Origin of the sequence: Sporocytophaga sp. (assembly GCF_017745095.1) — a bacterium.
Taxonomy (GTDB): Bacteria; Bacteroidota; Bacteroidia; order Cytophagales; family Cytophagaceae; genus Sporocytophaga.
The window spans coordinates 43,202-58,840 of the sequence record NZ_JAGHZZ010000013.1; the positions used below are offsets into that span (position 1 = coordinate 43,202).

The window sequence follows — 15,639 nt, forward strand, 5'->3', positions numbered from 1 at the left end:
GCATCTGGCTCTTTATCCAATAGTTTTGACAGAACATCCGCATCCTTGACTGTATCAATTAATACCTCCAATGAATCAAAGTTTGAGGCGGCTTTATCTATAATTTTCTTTAACTCTTTTGCATCTGACTGCTTAGCCAGTAACTTCTCTAAAATAGAGTTATCAGCTATTTTCGGAATTATAGTTTCAAGATCGGCATAGTTATCTGTAGTTGCAGATATTATTTTATTTAACTCTTTAGCATCTGGCTCTTTATCCAGAAGTTTTGCCAGAACATCCGCATCCTTGACTGTATCAATTAATACCTCCAATGAATCAAAGTTTGCTGCGGCTTTATCTACAATTTTCTTTAACTCTTTTGCATCTGACTGCTTGGCCAGTAACTTCTCTAAAATAGAGTTATCAGCTATTTTCGGAATTATAGTTTCAAGATCGGCATAGTTGTCTGTAGTTACAGATATTATTTTATTTAACTCTTTTGCATCTGGCTCTTTATCCAGAAGCTTTGCCAGAACATCTGCATCCTTGACAGTTTCAATTAATACCTCTAATGAATCAAAGTTTGCTGAGGCTTTATCTACAATTTTCTTTAACTCTTTTGCATCTGGCTGCTTGGCCAGTAGCTTCTCTAAAATACTATTATCAGCTACTTTAGGGATTAATGTTTCAAGATCGGCATAGTTGCCTATAGTTACAGATATTATTTTATTTAACTCTTTAGCATCCGGCTCTTGAGTTAAGAGCTTTTCCAAGACACTTAAATCATTAATGGTTTCAATTAATATCTCTAATGATTCAAAGTTCGCATTGGCTCTATCTACAATTTTCTTTAACTCTTTTGCATCTGACTGCTTAACCAATAACTTCTCTAAAATACTGTTATCGCCAACTTTTGAGATTATAGTTTCAAGATCAACATAGTTGCCTGTAGTTACAGCTATTATTTTATTTAGCTCTTTAGCATCCGGCTCTTGAATTAAGAGCTTTTCCAGGACATTAATATCATTTACGGTTTCAATTAATATCTCTAATGAATCAAAGTTCGCATTGGCTTTATCAACAATTTTCTTTAACTCTTTTGCATCTGACTGCTTAGCCAGTAACTTCTCTAAAATACTGTTATCGCCAACTTTTGAGATTATAGTTTCAAGATCAGCATAGTTGCCTGTAGTTACAGATATTATCTTATTTAATTCTTGAGCATCTGGCTCTTGAGTTAAAAGCTTTTCCAGGACACTTATATCATTTACGGTTTCAATTAATTCTTCTAATGAATCAAAGTTCGCATTGGCTTTATCAATAATTTTCTTTAACTCTTTTGCATCTGATTGCTTAGCCAGTAACTTCCCTAAAATGCTATTATCAGCTACTTTCGGGATTATAGTTTCAAGGTCAGCATAATTGACTGTGGTTGCCGAAATAACTTTATTTAATTCACTAGCATCAGACTCCTGAACTAATAGCTTTTCCAGAATGCTTATATTATTTACCGTTGAGATAAGAGTTTCCAAATCATCATAATTGTCAGAGGTTATTGATACAACTTTATTTAATTCTTCTGCATTTGACTCTTGCTCCAGAAGACTCTCCAAAACATCAACATCCTGAAGTGTAGTGATCAAGCTTTCCAGATAACTAAACTTATCAGTTGTTTGGTCTACAATTCTTTGGAGTTCAACTTCATTGTGCACATTCAACATAATACTGATACTCTCAAGAGAGACATTTTGAGCAACTAATGTTTTCACAATGGCTTTTAAGCCATAAACTCCATAAATATTCCCTTGCTTGCCTTGTGGTTCGTATAAATTGTCTGCCCACTCATATGTCCCCCAAGTTGATGTAGTACCATTGTCATCTGTAAAATAGAATTTCTTGTTTGGCAATGCACACTGTATAATCTGGTCGTCACTCTTCTTTTGAACAATAGGATTGACAAGCATTTTACTTTCAGTCTCTTGCTTATCACTTTGCGCATTGGATTGCATCTGCTGGCTAACATTTTCAGATGTCAAATTATTATCCGATTTTGTTTGCAAAGCTTTTGCTCCCATTACATCTGCCTCTTTCTCCAATCCTGAGTCATCATTTATATTTGCCTGCACATTTCCTTTCAACTGAACTGTTGGATTTACTCGACCTTGCTTTTGCTGTACAACATGCCAGGCTTCATGTGGAAGATGTTTTTCCTGCCCGGGAGCCATATGAATATCTGTTCCCTGAGCATAAGCATGCGCTTGTAATTGAGCGGGCTTTTCCGAATTATAATGAACCTTTACATCATTCATAGATACTCCGGAAAGATTTTCAATACCTGATTTTAGATTATCGGGTAAACCGGTATTATTCTGGTTCGATTCTTCTACACCTTCAACTTTTTTTCTTTGAATACTTTCTTCCTCTTCATCTTTCTTCAACTGTGCTCCTCGATAACCATAAGTCATTGATTGCATCACCTGATTACCATATCCATTATTAGAAGCATTCCCCTCAATAGCCCTCGTAACTTTTCCATATTCTGGCTGTGAGAAAGACGATTGGAAATCCTTGCTCCGTCGCTGAATTGTTTTATCGATTTGTATTTTTTCTAATGCCATAGAAAGTTAAAAGTAGCCAATGTTATTATTCTTTCATCGCTTTTTAAGAATCAAACCACATCACAACAAAATGAAATATACTGAAATACTGAAACTTACGAAAACATAGAATAAAAATACAGAAAAATAGAAATTTGCAAACTGGGAGTAAATTGGATGTATACTAGTTTTATCAACCAAATAAAAATCTGTCCTTTAAGCACTTACAACATTTTTTTCCTTTCAAAAAAAAAGCCCTCCGAAAATCGGAAGGCTTTTAGGGAATCATATAACTTTATGAAAATTCTATTTATATCTGAAGATTATAAGCCGTTTGGATGCTTGTACGATCTAGAACTTCTAATTAGGGGCATATAAGTATATGAAGACGCCTTTTTTGAAGTTTTACCTGAACTAAAGCTATTCTTATAGTTTTCCTTTACAGTTACCTCACTTGTCTCAATTGAAACCGGATTACCAAGGTTATTTTCCTTCGCGTATTTAGCCTTGTTGGCTTGCTTATAATTGTTGATGGAATAAGTAGGATCGTTATTCACTCCATTTTGTGCAAAAGATACCTGAGCTACAAGTACCATTAAGCTAGCAATTATTATGTGTTTCATAACAGAAATTCGGTTTGTTTCTGCTAATAAAACAAATATTAACGGCCCTGTAAATCACAAAAAATACTACCGCACAAACAGTAAAAACACTAATATTTCAATCAGTATTTACCCCTACAAGCTTAATCTATTAAATTAAGCTTTATGGCCTTTTTGATCAATTCTGCTGAATTGCTTACGCGCAACTTTTTCAACATATTGATACGATGTGATTCAACTGTTCTGATACTGATCCCTAATTCGTCTGCAATCTGTTTGGTACTAAAACCTTTTGCAACAAATTGTAATACTTCCTTTTCCCTAGGAGTCACTTCAGAAGTCTCTAGCGCTTCTGGCTTTCCATAATTTTCAGCAAGCAGATTCACGACAAAAGGACTAAAATATTTGCCACCATCGTAAACGGTTTTGATAGCCTTTGCCAGTTCTGCATTTTCTATATTTTTAAGCAAATAGCCCTGAGCACCTATTTTTATTGCCCTTAGGACATACTCCCTTTCTTCATGCATTGTAAGTACGATGAATTTAAAATAGGGATTTTCCTTCTTTAATTGTTCCATGGCATCCAAACCTCCCTGGCCAGGCATAGTGATATCGGTAAGGATTACATCGTGCTCTATATTATGAGCCATCTTCACCAAATCCTGTCCGTCTGTTGCTTCTCCTACTATTTCAAAGGCTTCATTCTTTCCTAGTAATGTTCTGAATCCTGCTCTGATCAGGGAATGATCGTCTGCCAGTATTAATTTTATCTTACTCATATCTATTCTCTGTTTAAAGGGATTTCAAGTTCAGTAACTGTACCTTCCCCATGAATTGATTCTATATGCAATTCACCATTCAGCAATTTAGCTCTTTCGTTCATACTAGTTAATCCAAATCCGCCCCTTTTTATTACATCAGCTTTATTGAAGCCGATTCCGTTGTCTTTAAGTTTCAAATACAAATAGTCTTCTTGCTCCATCACATCCAAATATACATCTGTTGCTTTTGCATGCTTTATGATATTATTCAAGCCCTCCTGAACAATTCTGAAAACAGGAACACTCACTTCAAAACTAAGTGGTTTGTCTGTTTCTTTTATGTATGTAAATTCAATATTCAATCGAGAATATTTTTTTACGTTATCGCACAATCCTCTCAGGCCGGCTTCCAGACCAAAATCCACAAGAACGCTTGGCATCACGTTATAGGAAATTCTTCTCACTTCCCCTATTGTATTATTAACCAGATCCAGAACTTCCTGTTTTTCTTCTTGTTTTCCTTTATCTTTTGCCTCCATTGCATCGAGGCGAAGTTTCACCACGGTGAGCAATTGCCCTATTCCATCATGAAGTTCCCTCACGAAACGTTTGCGTTCATTCTCCTGTCCTTCCAATAATGCTGATGCTTTTTCCCTTACTAGTCTTACTTCTCTTTCCTGTAGCATTTTAATTTTATCCCTCATACTTAACAAAGCGAGTCCCAAAGTATCCTCATCACTAAGGGTTGTGAATGTTGCTTCAAAATTCCCGGCTCCGGTCTGATGAGCAAATTCTGTAGTCCTTTTTGTTCCTTCCACAAGTTGCCTTGTTGCCTCGGTTATCTGAGCTATTTCATCATTCCCCTTAGATTTGATCGGGGATTCAGGAACAACTCCCTTGGACAAACTCATGATTATATCTTTGAGATATAAAATTGGATTTGAAATCGCATTAGAGATAAAATATGTAACAACCAATATCACTATGATCAGAACGACTGTGATCACTATGATATAATTTTTGAGTTGATTAATCGGCTTGACAGCTTCATGATAGTCAATCTCAGATATGATGGCCCAAGGAAGATCAAAGTTTAATTTTCTGTAGGCACTTAAAACTCTAACATTTCGGTAATCCTGTAATACATGTCCGCCTTCTGCTTCTTTAAAGACATTATTTACAGCCTCCGAATTTACATTTATTTTCAAAGGTGGACTATCAGGGAAAAACCTAGATACTGATCTCATCCTTTTGTCAGAAGCTACCAGATAAGATTCCCCCGTTGTTCCCATTCCAGTGCGCTCATACAATATTTTCTGAAACTTTGAGAAATGTTCTTTAATAACAATAAATCCACCTGGATGCAAAGGATCTTTTTGGGAATGCAAGGGAATTATATATAACAAAACTGGTTGTCCATCGTGATCAAATATAGATGCATCAAAATACACAAAGTCCTTATTCAAAGCCTTAATGCTATCCGCCCTGGCCCGGGTAAATTCTTTTAAGAATGTAGTATCTGTATTTAAAGAATAAATGCTGTTCAGATGATTATCTGCTATGATAACATTATCAAAATCATAAAGGCTCCCTATATTGTTCAACTCGTTTTTCTGATGATCATCCAGGTAGACTTTATGCTTTTCTATATCTGCAATTGCATCAGTCTTCTCAAGAAAATCCGTTCTTCCGAATAAAAAAATCAAATTCTTATGTGTTCGGTAAAAATAATTCTCCATCTGATTTTTCTTTAGAATATTGACAGAGGACAATTGATCAAGGGTTCTTTGGATCAGGGAATTTTTTAGAATATTATAAAACAAAAATGAGAGTATAAGGACAGAAAATAACCCTATAGCTACATGTGAAATGAATATTTTGGAGAAAATTCGCATTCTGGTTATAATTTATAAGCCACAACCCAAATATTGACATTTTGGATATAAAAAAACATTTTTTGAATCATAAATTCTTACCCGAATCTTAAAAACCAGACAAAAAGAAAAAGCCTGCCTTTCTGGCAAGCTCTTTTCACTATACCTCAATACACAAATGCTATTGGATTATTCCTAATCCTCCTTTATAATCATTAAATTTCGGAAAGATCATCTGAAGATCTTTAACTAGATTCCTTTTGACCATTATCTCGCCCAATACTGTACGATAATCAGTAGTTACAGCAAGGTCTACACCATTATCTAGTTGTTCATTAGCAAGTCCTGGCCATGCCCCATACATATTTCCTCCGTTAACATTTCCACCAAGTACCATCATCACACTTCCGTGCCCATGGTCTGTTCCGCCGCTTTTATTTGCTTTAAGTCTTCTTCCAAATTCAGTCATCAGAACGATTGTTACTTTCTTATGATAGGCATGAATATCATTGTAAAACGCGTTAAGATTCCATGATAAAGCCTGTATCCATTTAGGGAATTTCCACTCCTGATTATCGTGCATGTCCCAACCATCATAATCAATTGTTGCAATTTTAAGTCCTGCATCCATTTTAATAAGCTGGGCAACAGTTTTAAACGAATTTGCAAGCTCCTCTCCCGGCCAGGAGCTATAATAGTCCGCTGACTTATCTGGAGTATAAGAATCAAAACTTAACCCTTTGGATGATTTGGCAATATGTGCGATATTCTGAAGTGCTCCTTTGCCGGATCGATGCACAAGAGAATTGCCTCCTCCATACATTTCTGAAAGCATATTAATCAGATCAGGACCTAAATCCAGACTTAGATTTTTCATTTCCGTAATATTCATCTGCTCCATACTTCCAAGCAATGAAGCTAGAGGTATTGAACCTATTGCATATGCAGGCACAATATTCCCTGTGTGAAATGACTGAAGATATCTGGTAAGCCAGCCTTGAGAGAGGTTTTTATCACTATTGCTTCCAAGTTCCATCAGATCCTGAGCTTCAAAGTGACTTCTGGTTCCATTGGTAAGACCTGCAGCATGAATCAAGGCCAGTGATTTGTTTTCATATAGCTCTTTTAAAGCATAAGCTTCCGGATTTAATCTGAAATCAGCCTGAACAAGATTCTGATTGATCTTTAAAGCATCCTCCTGCAGAGCCATCTTCCCTCCTCGTGCAGCTCTGTAATTGCTATCATCAATAGGAGCAAGAAAATTCAACCCATCCATGCCTCCTCTGAGAAATACCACAACTATAGTTTCTCTTGAGTCATCTTCATTCAAGAAATAATCCGAGCCCAACCCTGTTGTCATCAGGTATTCGGCACATCCTTTTATAAGTGATCTTCTATCCATAGTTATCGAGTTTGAAATTCAGGAGTTGACAATAAGAATTGAGCAAGCCAGATAAGCTTTTGCTCCATTTGTGTTTCATTAATAGATGGTATCGAATCTGGTGCTGCATTATCAGCAAGCATAGTAGCTATCTTTGAACGGTATTTTTCCTGAAGCCTGATTCCTGTAAACTTTTCGGACCAATAATCTGCAATACCCTGATATGAAAGTCCACCAGGAGTTTGTTCGGCAAATCTGAATTTGAATACTCCCATGCCCTTCCAATATAATATAGAGCTGATAGTTCTCCATCTTGTAAGCATAGATCCTGGTCCCATCCAGTAACTATCTTTATCGGGATGCCCTGTAGGGGCTGGCCACATAAAGGGTTTGTAACCCATTCCCATAACCTGCCATTGCAACATCATAGTGGGTGTAAATTCTGCTTCTGTCGCTCTTGCTACTGATACTATAAATTCATAAGGACGCTTTACTTTTTGTCCTTTATAATTCAAAAATTCCGGTGATTCAAAGATGGTTTGCAATGTAATTTTTATCTGATCAGGTGCATTGATATGCTGCAGCCATATGGCTTGGGCCTTGTTCAATAATGCTGCGGGATAATCATCTCCCATAAAGCGGAGTAAAAACTTTCTACATATGTTTTTAGCAGTTCCAGGATGAAAAGCCACCAGATCCAAAACTTTTCTACCATCATGCATTGCAGGCATATTCGACTTTATCTCATATCCTAGTATTCTTTTTTGATAGTTGTCATGCCAGGCATCATAGTAAAAAAACTCACCTGTATCTGGAAACTCCTCACGGCCTCCACCTCTCCAGATGAAGGTTCCGTCAGCCACTGTCCAGCCTGTAAAGGCCCTGGAAGCTTCATAGACATCTTCATCTTTATACCCAATAGGTTTTCCTTCCAAAGCACCTGGAACGTCTCTCCATCTATCATACAGACTGTTCATATAATGTTCTGAGCCAAGCGTATGAAGCTCGAAGAGTTCTCTGGCATAGTTTTCATTGGCCGGGCTTGCCTGGCTGGACTTATTGTTAAGGTAATAAAGCATTGCCGGACTTTTGGCCACTTCTTCAAGAAACTGACGAAAGTTTCCAAATGCATGTTTTCTGATAACATCCCTGTCATATGTCGGCATACAGCTGCCCATAGCCATATCACCGTTAACTGTAACATTAAAATGGTTGTGCCAGAATTCAACCATCATTTCCTTTAATTGCCAGGGACTGTAAACAGCACGAATCCAGTTGGCACTCACAACCTCCATTCCTGGTCTTATCCATTCATGCCATCCTTTTTCCTTCACCTTTTCAAATTCTTTTCTGCAAAATTTTAGATCTTTATCAAGGTAAGTAATAGGCCTCCATTCATCCACATTGTAACCATTATAGTCATATTTAATGTCCAACTTCGTTTCCTGAATACGTTTTAGAATTTCCGGACCGTCTTCTTGAGGAGCATTCAATTGCTCCTTTATATAAGTCTGAAAACCATTCTTTTTTACCTTAAGAATATCTTTTTTTGAGGGACCGTAAGTAACCTTTCCAAGCAAATTCCAGGTTTGATCCTTTTGGCTTTGATTGGTTTCAAAATTAAACTCCAGAGGTTTCGCGGTTAGCAATTTCTCCGGAAGGAGAAAAGGGATCGCCATGAGTGATCCTGCCTGAATAAATGTCCTTCTTTTCATCATGAAGTTTTCTTTTTAATGGATTATAAGAAATCAGAAAAAGACAATTTCTAGTAAGAATTTTATAATTTCCTTAACGCTAAAAGTAGGGTTTCATCCCTGAAAATGGTTTGCTAAAAAAATAAAAGACTTTGCAAAAAGCTAAAAAAGGCCAAATGGAAAGGATTTTCAACTAATTGTTGATTTTTGATCCTGCTTTCTAAAATCGTTGGGAGAGCATTTTTCAGCTTCTTTAAATACTCTGTTAAAATGGGAAATATTACCATATCCGACCTTATAAGCAATTTCTGAAATCTGAAGATCAGAGGTTTTCAGTAGTCGCTTGGCTTCCGAAATTCTAAGGCTATTAAGGAACTGCTTGAAATTCATCTCGGTTTTCCTTTTTATCATTGAAGAAACCTTTTGTTCATATATTCCTGTCGAATTCACGACATCCAAAATGGATAGTTCAGGATTAGAATAGTTAGAAGTAATATATTGAAAAACAGCCTCCTCTTCTTTTTCAAAGTGGTTTAGGACCTCTGTTTTTTCATAAGTAAACTGAACAGGAACCACTGCTTTTTCTTTTTTCCTAAAAATGAATAAGAGAAAACCATAGTAAACAAGGCTACCTACAATAGAATATACTATAAAAGGAATGAGACTTTTATTAAACGTCAGTTCTTCTATCTCTATCTGGTCTTCTTTCCCTAAAGGAAGAGAAACACAATTGGAAATATTTACATAATGAACTTTAGAATAGTCCGATTTACCAATATTGTTTTCTGTTTTCCCATTGATGGTGAACCACCATTCGGGAGTTTCTAAATCAGAAAAAGCGGCGGAGATTTCATTAAAATCTTTACCAGAATTAATTATAACCTGATTGTTTTTAAATGAATTATGGTCTTCATTCCTTGAATAGTTTTGAATATTTGTACCTATCGTAAGTTTAAGCCTTCTTCCTTCTTTAGCCTTTAGTTTAACTTTAATCTCATCAAAACCCGAAAGATCAATAAATTCAGGATCTAAGGGGTAAAAAGTAAGGCCCGTAAAAGGATATTCTACACCATTCTTGAGAGTATACTTGAAAGCAATTTTGTCTGATTTTTTTATTTCCTCTGCAACTGAATTTCCTCCACTGTTTCTGTCATCATATATTCCATAATGGAATTGCTTTTCTTTGTGATCATCCAAACAATATCGGATTAAATTTATAGGGGATTTATAGTAAATAGGAAAAGCCAGTAGAATAATCGCAACAGGAAAAAATACTAATAAAAACTTTAAGTTCTTATTAAAAAATGTCAGAGTAAGTTGGAACCAGGCAGATTTCATCAAATTTCAGTCTGTGCAATATAAATAATACCAAAGGATAAAATTACGAAACATTATCATCCTTTGGTATTATATCTGAAAACTTTAACCGGGATTAAGCATTTAAAAAACGCCTGTGTTAATCGAATCATTAGAAGTTAAAATACAGTGATTGATTATAATGATTAACAGGATTTTTCAATGACTATATTTTTAAGTTAACGCTGAGCTATTTGAGAAAATATACTCCCTTAAATATTGTATCAGAGTTTCAATCAATTGGCAACAAACTTCAAACCGGCAACAGATAGTATCAGTGTGGCTATGAAAAACAGCCTCCAGAAATCCGTAGGTTCTTTGAAAAATATCATTCCAACGATTACTGTGCCTGCAGCACCTATCCCTGTCCAGACAGCATATGCAGTTCCCATCGGAATGCCTTGAGACGCTTTATTCAAAAGAAAAAAGCTCAGAGCGATACAAACGAAAAACCCTGCTGCCCACATCAGATTTGTAAAGTTTTTTGATAATAGAAGGCAGGTTGTGAAACCAACTTCAAACAAACCCGCAATAATTAAAATGATCCAATACATGATTTTGTAAATTTTAAAAATTTAGCGTTCCTCTTAAAAACTTAAAAGGTTAGGCTAAAATTCCTTTCTTCAAAGATCAGAAGACATTGGATCATATTTTTTAGCTTATGTTAAAAAACATCACTCATCAGTATTTTCAACCATACTTGAGATTACTGCTCGACTTCCGGAACAAACCTTGTTTTGACGTTTGCTTTTAAATCACTTAGAATAGAGTATAACCCAAAATAGGTTCGATTAATATAGAGTGAATGTCTTGATCCTCTGGCTACTTTTGAATTACGGACTTCTTTCAGATTTGAAACATAATCTGTGTAAGCATATATTTCCTTAAAATAGGTTTCATCACCAAAGTCAAACTGATCCTGAGTGAATGGCAATGTCAGCAAGTCAACCATCTTATGGAATAGCCCTGAGAAAAACTGGAATTCTTCTTCAGTATCATTCGGGTGAATCAATTCCAGATTGGTATAAATCTGTCTCCATTTCGATTCATCCTTATAAATGTCTCTATTCGTCAGACTAAAATAGTTTTTATAAAAAAACTCTGGAATTTCCTTCACACAACCAAAATCAAATATGCCCACTGTTCCATCATCACGCATAAGAAAATTGCCAGGATGAGGATCTGCATGTACTTTCTTCAGATGGTGAACCTGATAATGATAAAAGTCCCAAAGCGCCTGTCCGATTTTATTTCTTACTTCCTGAGAAGGATTAGTATCAATAAACTCCTTCAAATGCTTGCCTTCAAGCCAATCCATAGTGATGATTCTTTCTGATGACAATTCAGGATAATATTTCGGGAAAACAAGATTCTCTATATGGCTGCATGATTCTGAAAGTTCTATGGAACGACTTACCTCTAATTTGTAATCCGTTTCTTCCAACAGCTTAGACTCTATTTCTTCAAAATACTTATCCATTTCTACCTCTTTCATTCCGACAAGCCTTATTGCAAATGGCTTTACAATCTTAAGGTCAGAACTTACGCTGCCAGCCACTCCAGGATATTGAATCTTTACTGCCAGATTCTTTCCTTCTTTCACAGCCTTATGTACCTGACCGATAGAAGCAGCGTTGCAGGCATGCATATCAAAGTGGTCATACAATTGCTGGGGCGCTTTACCAAGAGTTTTATTAAATGTATTTACGACAAGCGGACCAGATAGCGGCGGAGCGCTGTATTGGGAAAGAGAAAACCTGTCAACATATGCAGTTGGTAGCATTCCTCTATCCATACTCAGCATTTGTGCGACTTTGAGCGCACTGCCTTTCAGGTTACTTAATGTATTATAAATATCTTTCGCATTGTCTTCATGTAAATCCTCTTTTGTTAAAGAAGGGTCCAGCAGTTTTTTTGTATAATGCTTCACATAATTACCACCAACCTTAATACCAGCGCTGACAAAGCGGGTAGCCCTTTCTACTTTTCCTGTGGGAATGTTTTCCTGCTCTTTCATCATTCTTACTTTTTAGTCAATAGAAATTTCCCAAAGTCGATTAGGCTGTCCATTGTATGTTCTCCAATAAGACGGAAACTCAGATCTACTGCTTTTTCAATGGCTGCATCAGTCATTTCAAAATTATTACTGGTATCTTCAACCCAATAATTCAATACAAACAGTGCCTGAAGCCAGAATCCATGCTTATATTTATCAGAAATATACTTGCGTTCTTTTACCTCCCTTGTTTCAACACCCTGTTTTATCAAAGTATCGACATATAGGTAAAAGGCATTTTTGAAATCGTCCAGAATGTTGTTTTTAGCGATTTCATAAAGCTTAAGATTGTCTTTTTTCAGAAGCACATAACTTCTATTCTCCCTCATTTTCTGAATCCACACAAAGTAGAAAGCAAGCAGCTTTTCGCGAGCTGAATAGTTTTGATAAATAGGATCCTGCTCTAACTGAGTAAGAGAAGACTCAAATATCTTGAGCCAGAAATCCCGTTCAATAGCTTCAAGGGAATTATAAAATTCATAAAACTCTGACTCTGAAATATTTAATAATTTACAAAAAGAATATACAGAAGTAGGCACTTTACCGTTTTCGAGAAGATAGACTTTGTAAGTCTCTATAATTTGCTGTTTGTCCATAAAAAATGAGTTTAGATTGTTCAATATATTAAGATAACGCAGATTCCCTGCATTCTATTCTTAGGGAACATCGATTTGAGATAAAAGATTTTGACTTGATAAATTAATTAAGCCAACACCAACCTCCCAAAATTTCTGCTCAATAGCTTAGAGAAAACTACCAATCCCAATCCTCTAATTTTTATTTAGATTTTATCTAAATTCTATTTGTAATTAATCTAAATATGCTTAAAATTGCACCCGTATTTAAAATTAGTCTAAATAACTAGAGGTTTTTTTAATAAAAACAAATGAAAACAAAATTACCACTTGCATTTTTGGCATTAAGCCTTGCATTTACCGCCTGTAAAAAGGATAAAGATGATCCAACGCCTTCAGAACCAGGATATCGCACTTCAAAGGTTGATTACAATGCTCTCACCGCAACTACCTCATACAATTCACCTCTATTTTTTGATAGCAAAGGTGACAGTACAGTGGATCGTACCGAAGGAAGATTGAGACTAAGAATGTTAAAAGCATTGGATGCTTATGCCAAATCAGCAGCAACAAATGGAAACATATCTGCTACAGCTTTGGCGGGAATGTTTGCCAATACAAACAACTCATTTGTTGATCCTTACACTGACTTAAACTCAAGTACATTGCAGTTAAAAAATGTTACTGCAAGCTCGTTTTCTCAGGCTGATCAGGAATCCGTTCACATGGATATCAGCTGGTTCTTTAACGAAATTGCAGAAACTAGCAAAAGTGTAGCTGAAACTGCTGAAGATGGAAAAGCTGGAAAGCTTGGAAATTATCTTGTTGATGAGAATGGAATCGAATGGGCTCAAGTGATATCTAAGACATTCATCGGTGGTCTCGAACTTGATTATATCGGAAATGTGCTTTTGGACAAAGGATTAGATGCAAACAACACTCAACTGGTATCAGGAAAAAATTATACTCAACTAGAGCATAACTGGGATGAGGCTTACGGTTTATTAACTGTTAATGATATCTATGCCGCTACTGCAACTGATGCGGTTAAGGATGCAAAAGAATCGTTTTTAGGATCTTATGTTTGGGAATACAATAAAGAGGGATACAAAAAACTTCATTTAGCATTCCTAAAAGGTCGTGCAGCAATTATCAACAATGATAAAGCTGAGCTTAAAGTACAAGCTGCTCTAATCAGAGCAGAGTTTGAAAAAGCAATTGCTTCAGCTGCTTTAGGATATCTTGGAAAATGGAAAACAGGTGAAACTACCGCTGCTAAAGCGCATGCAATTGGCGAAGGAACTGGTTTCATTTACTCTTTGAGATTCTGTAAAGTGAATGGAGCCGACAGCAAATTCTCAGACGATATTCTTGACGGTATTCTTGAAGAAGGTTTCTGGAAACTGGATAATGATAAAATTAATGCTGCCTCTGACGCAATTAAAGCGAAATTTAAGTTACAGTAACAAATTAGAAAAAAGCTTATTATCTTTGTGGGTTTTGAGCTATAAAATATATTAACTAAAAATAGAAGTGACTGGTCTGAAAAGCCTATCGCTTCTATTTTTCATTTAAAAGACATGAAAAATACAAACCTGCTGACTGCCAAAATTTTAATTCTTTCTGTACTAATATTTTTTTCATGTTCAAAAGATAAAGATGATACGGGCGGCAATACAGGAGGAGGTGTTGACAGAAGTGAGATGCTCACCTTTATAGCAGATGATATTATTCTTCCTTCCTATGCAGGGTTTAAAATCAAAATGGATGAAATGGTAGAAAAGTCAAATGACTTTAATGCAAATCCAACGTCCAGTACTTTGAGTAGCTTCCGCCAGGCCTGGGTTGATGCCTACACCGAATGGCAAAAAATAGAATTATTTGATGTTGGGCCTGCAGAGAAACATACACTTAGAAATTTTTTCAATATCTACCCAACCACTATTCACACAACTGCTACTATCAATGGAACTAACAATGGTATCATTGAAAATATAGCTAGTGGAAATGAGAATTTAAACTTACCTATAAACTACTCTGCTCAAGGCTTTCCTGCCTTAGATTACCTTTTAAATGGTATTGGAGACAGTGATGATGCTATCCTGGCTGAATATACAACAGCTCCTGATGCCCAAGCTAAACTTGCCTATGTAAAAAAAGTAGTAGATCAGATGAATTTCAAATTTAATCAGACCTACAATGAATGGACCGCTGGATACAGGGATCAATTTGTTTCCAAAACTTCCCTGGACATTTATTCTTCGACTTCTCTTTTGGTCAATGGCTTTGTATTAAACTATGAACGATTTATCAGATCCGGTAAATTCGCAAATCCTTCCGGAGCAATGTCAAGCTCTCCCAATGCCTATCCGGAAGACGTAGAAGCTTTTTATAAAAAAGACTTATCACGTACACTCGCAATTACTGCTCATCAGGCTTCTGTTGATTTCTTCAATGGCAAAAGTGTAAAAACCGGCATTGAAGGTAATTCTCTGAAGACTTACCTGAATGCCATTGAAGCAAAAGACCTCAAGTCTGGCAAACCACTTGTAGATACCCTGAATGGGCAATTTAAAGCAATAGCAGGAGCTATGAACACTTTAAACCCAAGCCTTGAAACAGAGATAAGAACAAATAACCAGGCGATGATTGATGTCTACAGCAAATTGCAAACAGCTACCCGAATGCTGAAAGTAGATATGACATCTGCAATGAGCATTACTATCACTTATACAGACAACGACGGAGACTAGCAATAAGGCTT

General features: G+C 36.1%; 12 protein-coding genes. 2 read left to right on the forward strand and 10 right to left on the reverse strand.

What is annotated here, in order from left to right; all coding sequences use genetic code 11:
- The 10 genes from J7604_RS18310 to J7604_RS18355 all read right to left on the reverse strand — a co-directional run.
- Nucleotides 1–2,597: DUF4157 domain-containing protein (locus tag J7604_RS18310; RefSeq protein ID WP_293898787.1), on the reverse strand; the 2,597-nt coding region annotated here is incomplete at its 3' end.
- A gap of 302 nt (nt 2,598–2,899) precedes the next feature.
- Complete coding sequence (locus J7604_RS18315; RefSeq protein ID WP_293898790.1) at nt 2,900–3,199, reverse strand: hypothetical protein; 300 nt, start codon at nt 3,197–3,199, stop codon at nt 2,900–2,902.
- A gap of 122 nt (nt 3,200–3,321) precedes the next feature.
- Nucleotides 3,322–3,957, reverse strand: a complete 636-nt coding sequence (locus tag J7604_RS18320; protein WP_028980352.1) for a response regulator transcription factor — start codon at nt 3,955–3,957, stop codon at nt 3,322–3,324.
- Between the two features lie 2 nt (nt 3,958–3,959).
- Complete coding sequence (locus J7604_RS18325) at nt 3,960–5,645, reverse strand: sensor histidine kinase (RefSeq protein WP_293898796.1); 1,686 nt, start codon at nt 5,643–5,645, stop codon at nt 3,960–3,962.
- Between the two features lie 349 nt (nt 5,646–5,994).
- Nucleotides 5,995–7,215: a DUF1501 domain-containing protein gene (locus J7604_RS18330; RefSeq protein ID WP_293898799.1), complete on the reverse strand. Its 1,221-nt coding sequence runs from the start codon at nt 7,213–7,215 to the stop codon at nt 5,995–5,997.
- 2 nt (nt 7,216–7,217) lie between these two features.
- On the reverse strand, nt 7,218–8,912 hold the full coding sequence (locus J7604_RS18335) for a DUF1800 domain-containing protein (protein ID WP_293898802.1): 1,695 nt from the start codon (nt 8,910–8,912) through the stop codon (nt 7,218–7,220).
- A 165-nt stretch (nt 8,913–9,077) separates the two neighbouring features.
- The gene (locus J7604_RS18340) at nt 9,078–10,085 is read right to left on the reverse strand and encodes an AraC family transcriptional regulator (protein ID WP_293898804.1); all 1,008 of its coding nucleotides are present in this window, start codon (nt 10,083–10,085) and stop codon (nt 9,078–9,080) included.
- A gap of 395 nt (nt 10,086–10,480) precedes the next feature.
- On the reverse strand, nt 10,481–10,798 hold the full coding sequence (locus J7604_RS18345) for a multidrug efflux SMR transporter (protein WP_293898807.1): 318 nt from the start codon (nt 10,796–10,798) through the stop codon (nt 10,481–10,483).
- A 152-nt stretch (nt 10,799–10,950) separates the two neighbouring features.
- Entirely contained in the window at nt 10,951–12,261 is a 1,311-nt protein-coding gene (locus J7604_RS18350; protein ID WP_293898992.1) for an AarF/ABC1/UbiB kinase family protein, read from the reverse strand.
- A gap of 5 nt (nt 12,262–12,266) precedes the next feature.
- On the reverse strand, nt 12,267–12,896 hold the full coding sequence (locus J7604_RS18355) for a TetR family transcriptional regulator C-terminal domain-containing protein (protein ID WP_293898810.1): 630 nt from the start codon (nt 12,894–12,896) through the stop codon (nt 12,267–12,269).
- A 290-nt stretch (nt 12,897–13,186) separates the two neighbouring features.
- Between J7604_RS18355 and J7604_RS18360 the strand changes: the two genes are divergently transcribed.
- Nucleotides 13,187–14,341: a DUF4856 domain-containing protein gene (locus J7604_RS18360; protein WP_293898813.1), complete on the forward strand. Its 1,155-nt coding sequence runs from the start codon at nt 13,187–13,189 to the stop codon at nt 14,339–14,341.
- A gap of 114 nt (nt 14,342–14,455) precedes the next feature.
- Nucleotides 14,456–15,628 (forward strand): imelysin family protein, encoded by a 1,173-nt coding sequence (locus tag J7604_RS18365; protein WP_293898816.1) that lies wholly within the window; start codon nt 14,456–14,458, stop codon nt 15,626–15,628.
- Nucleotides 15,629–15,639 lie beyond the last annotated feature (11 nt).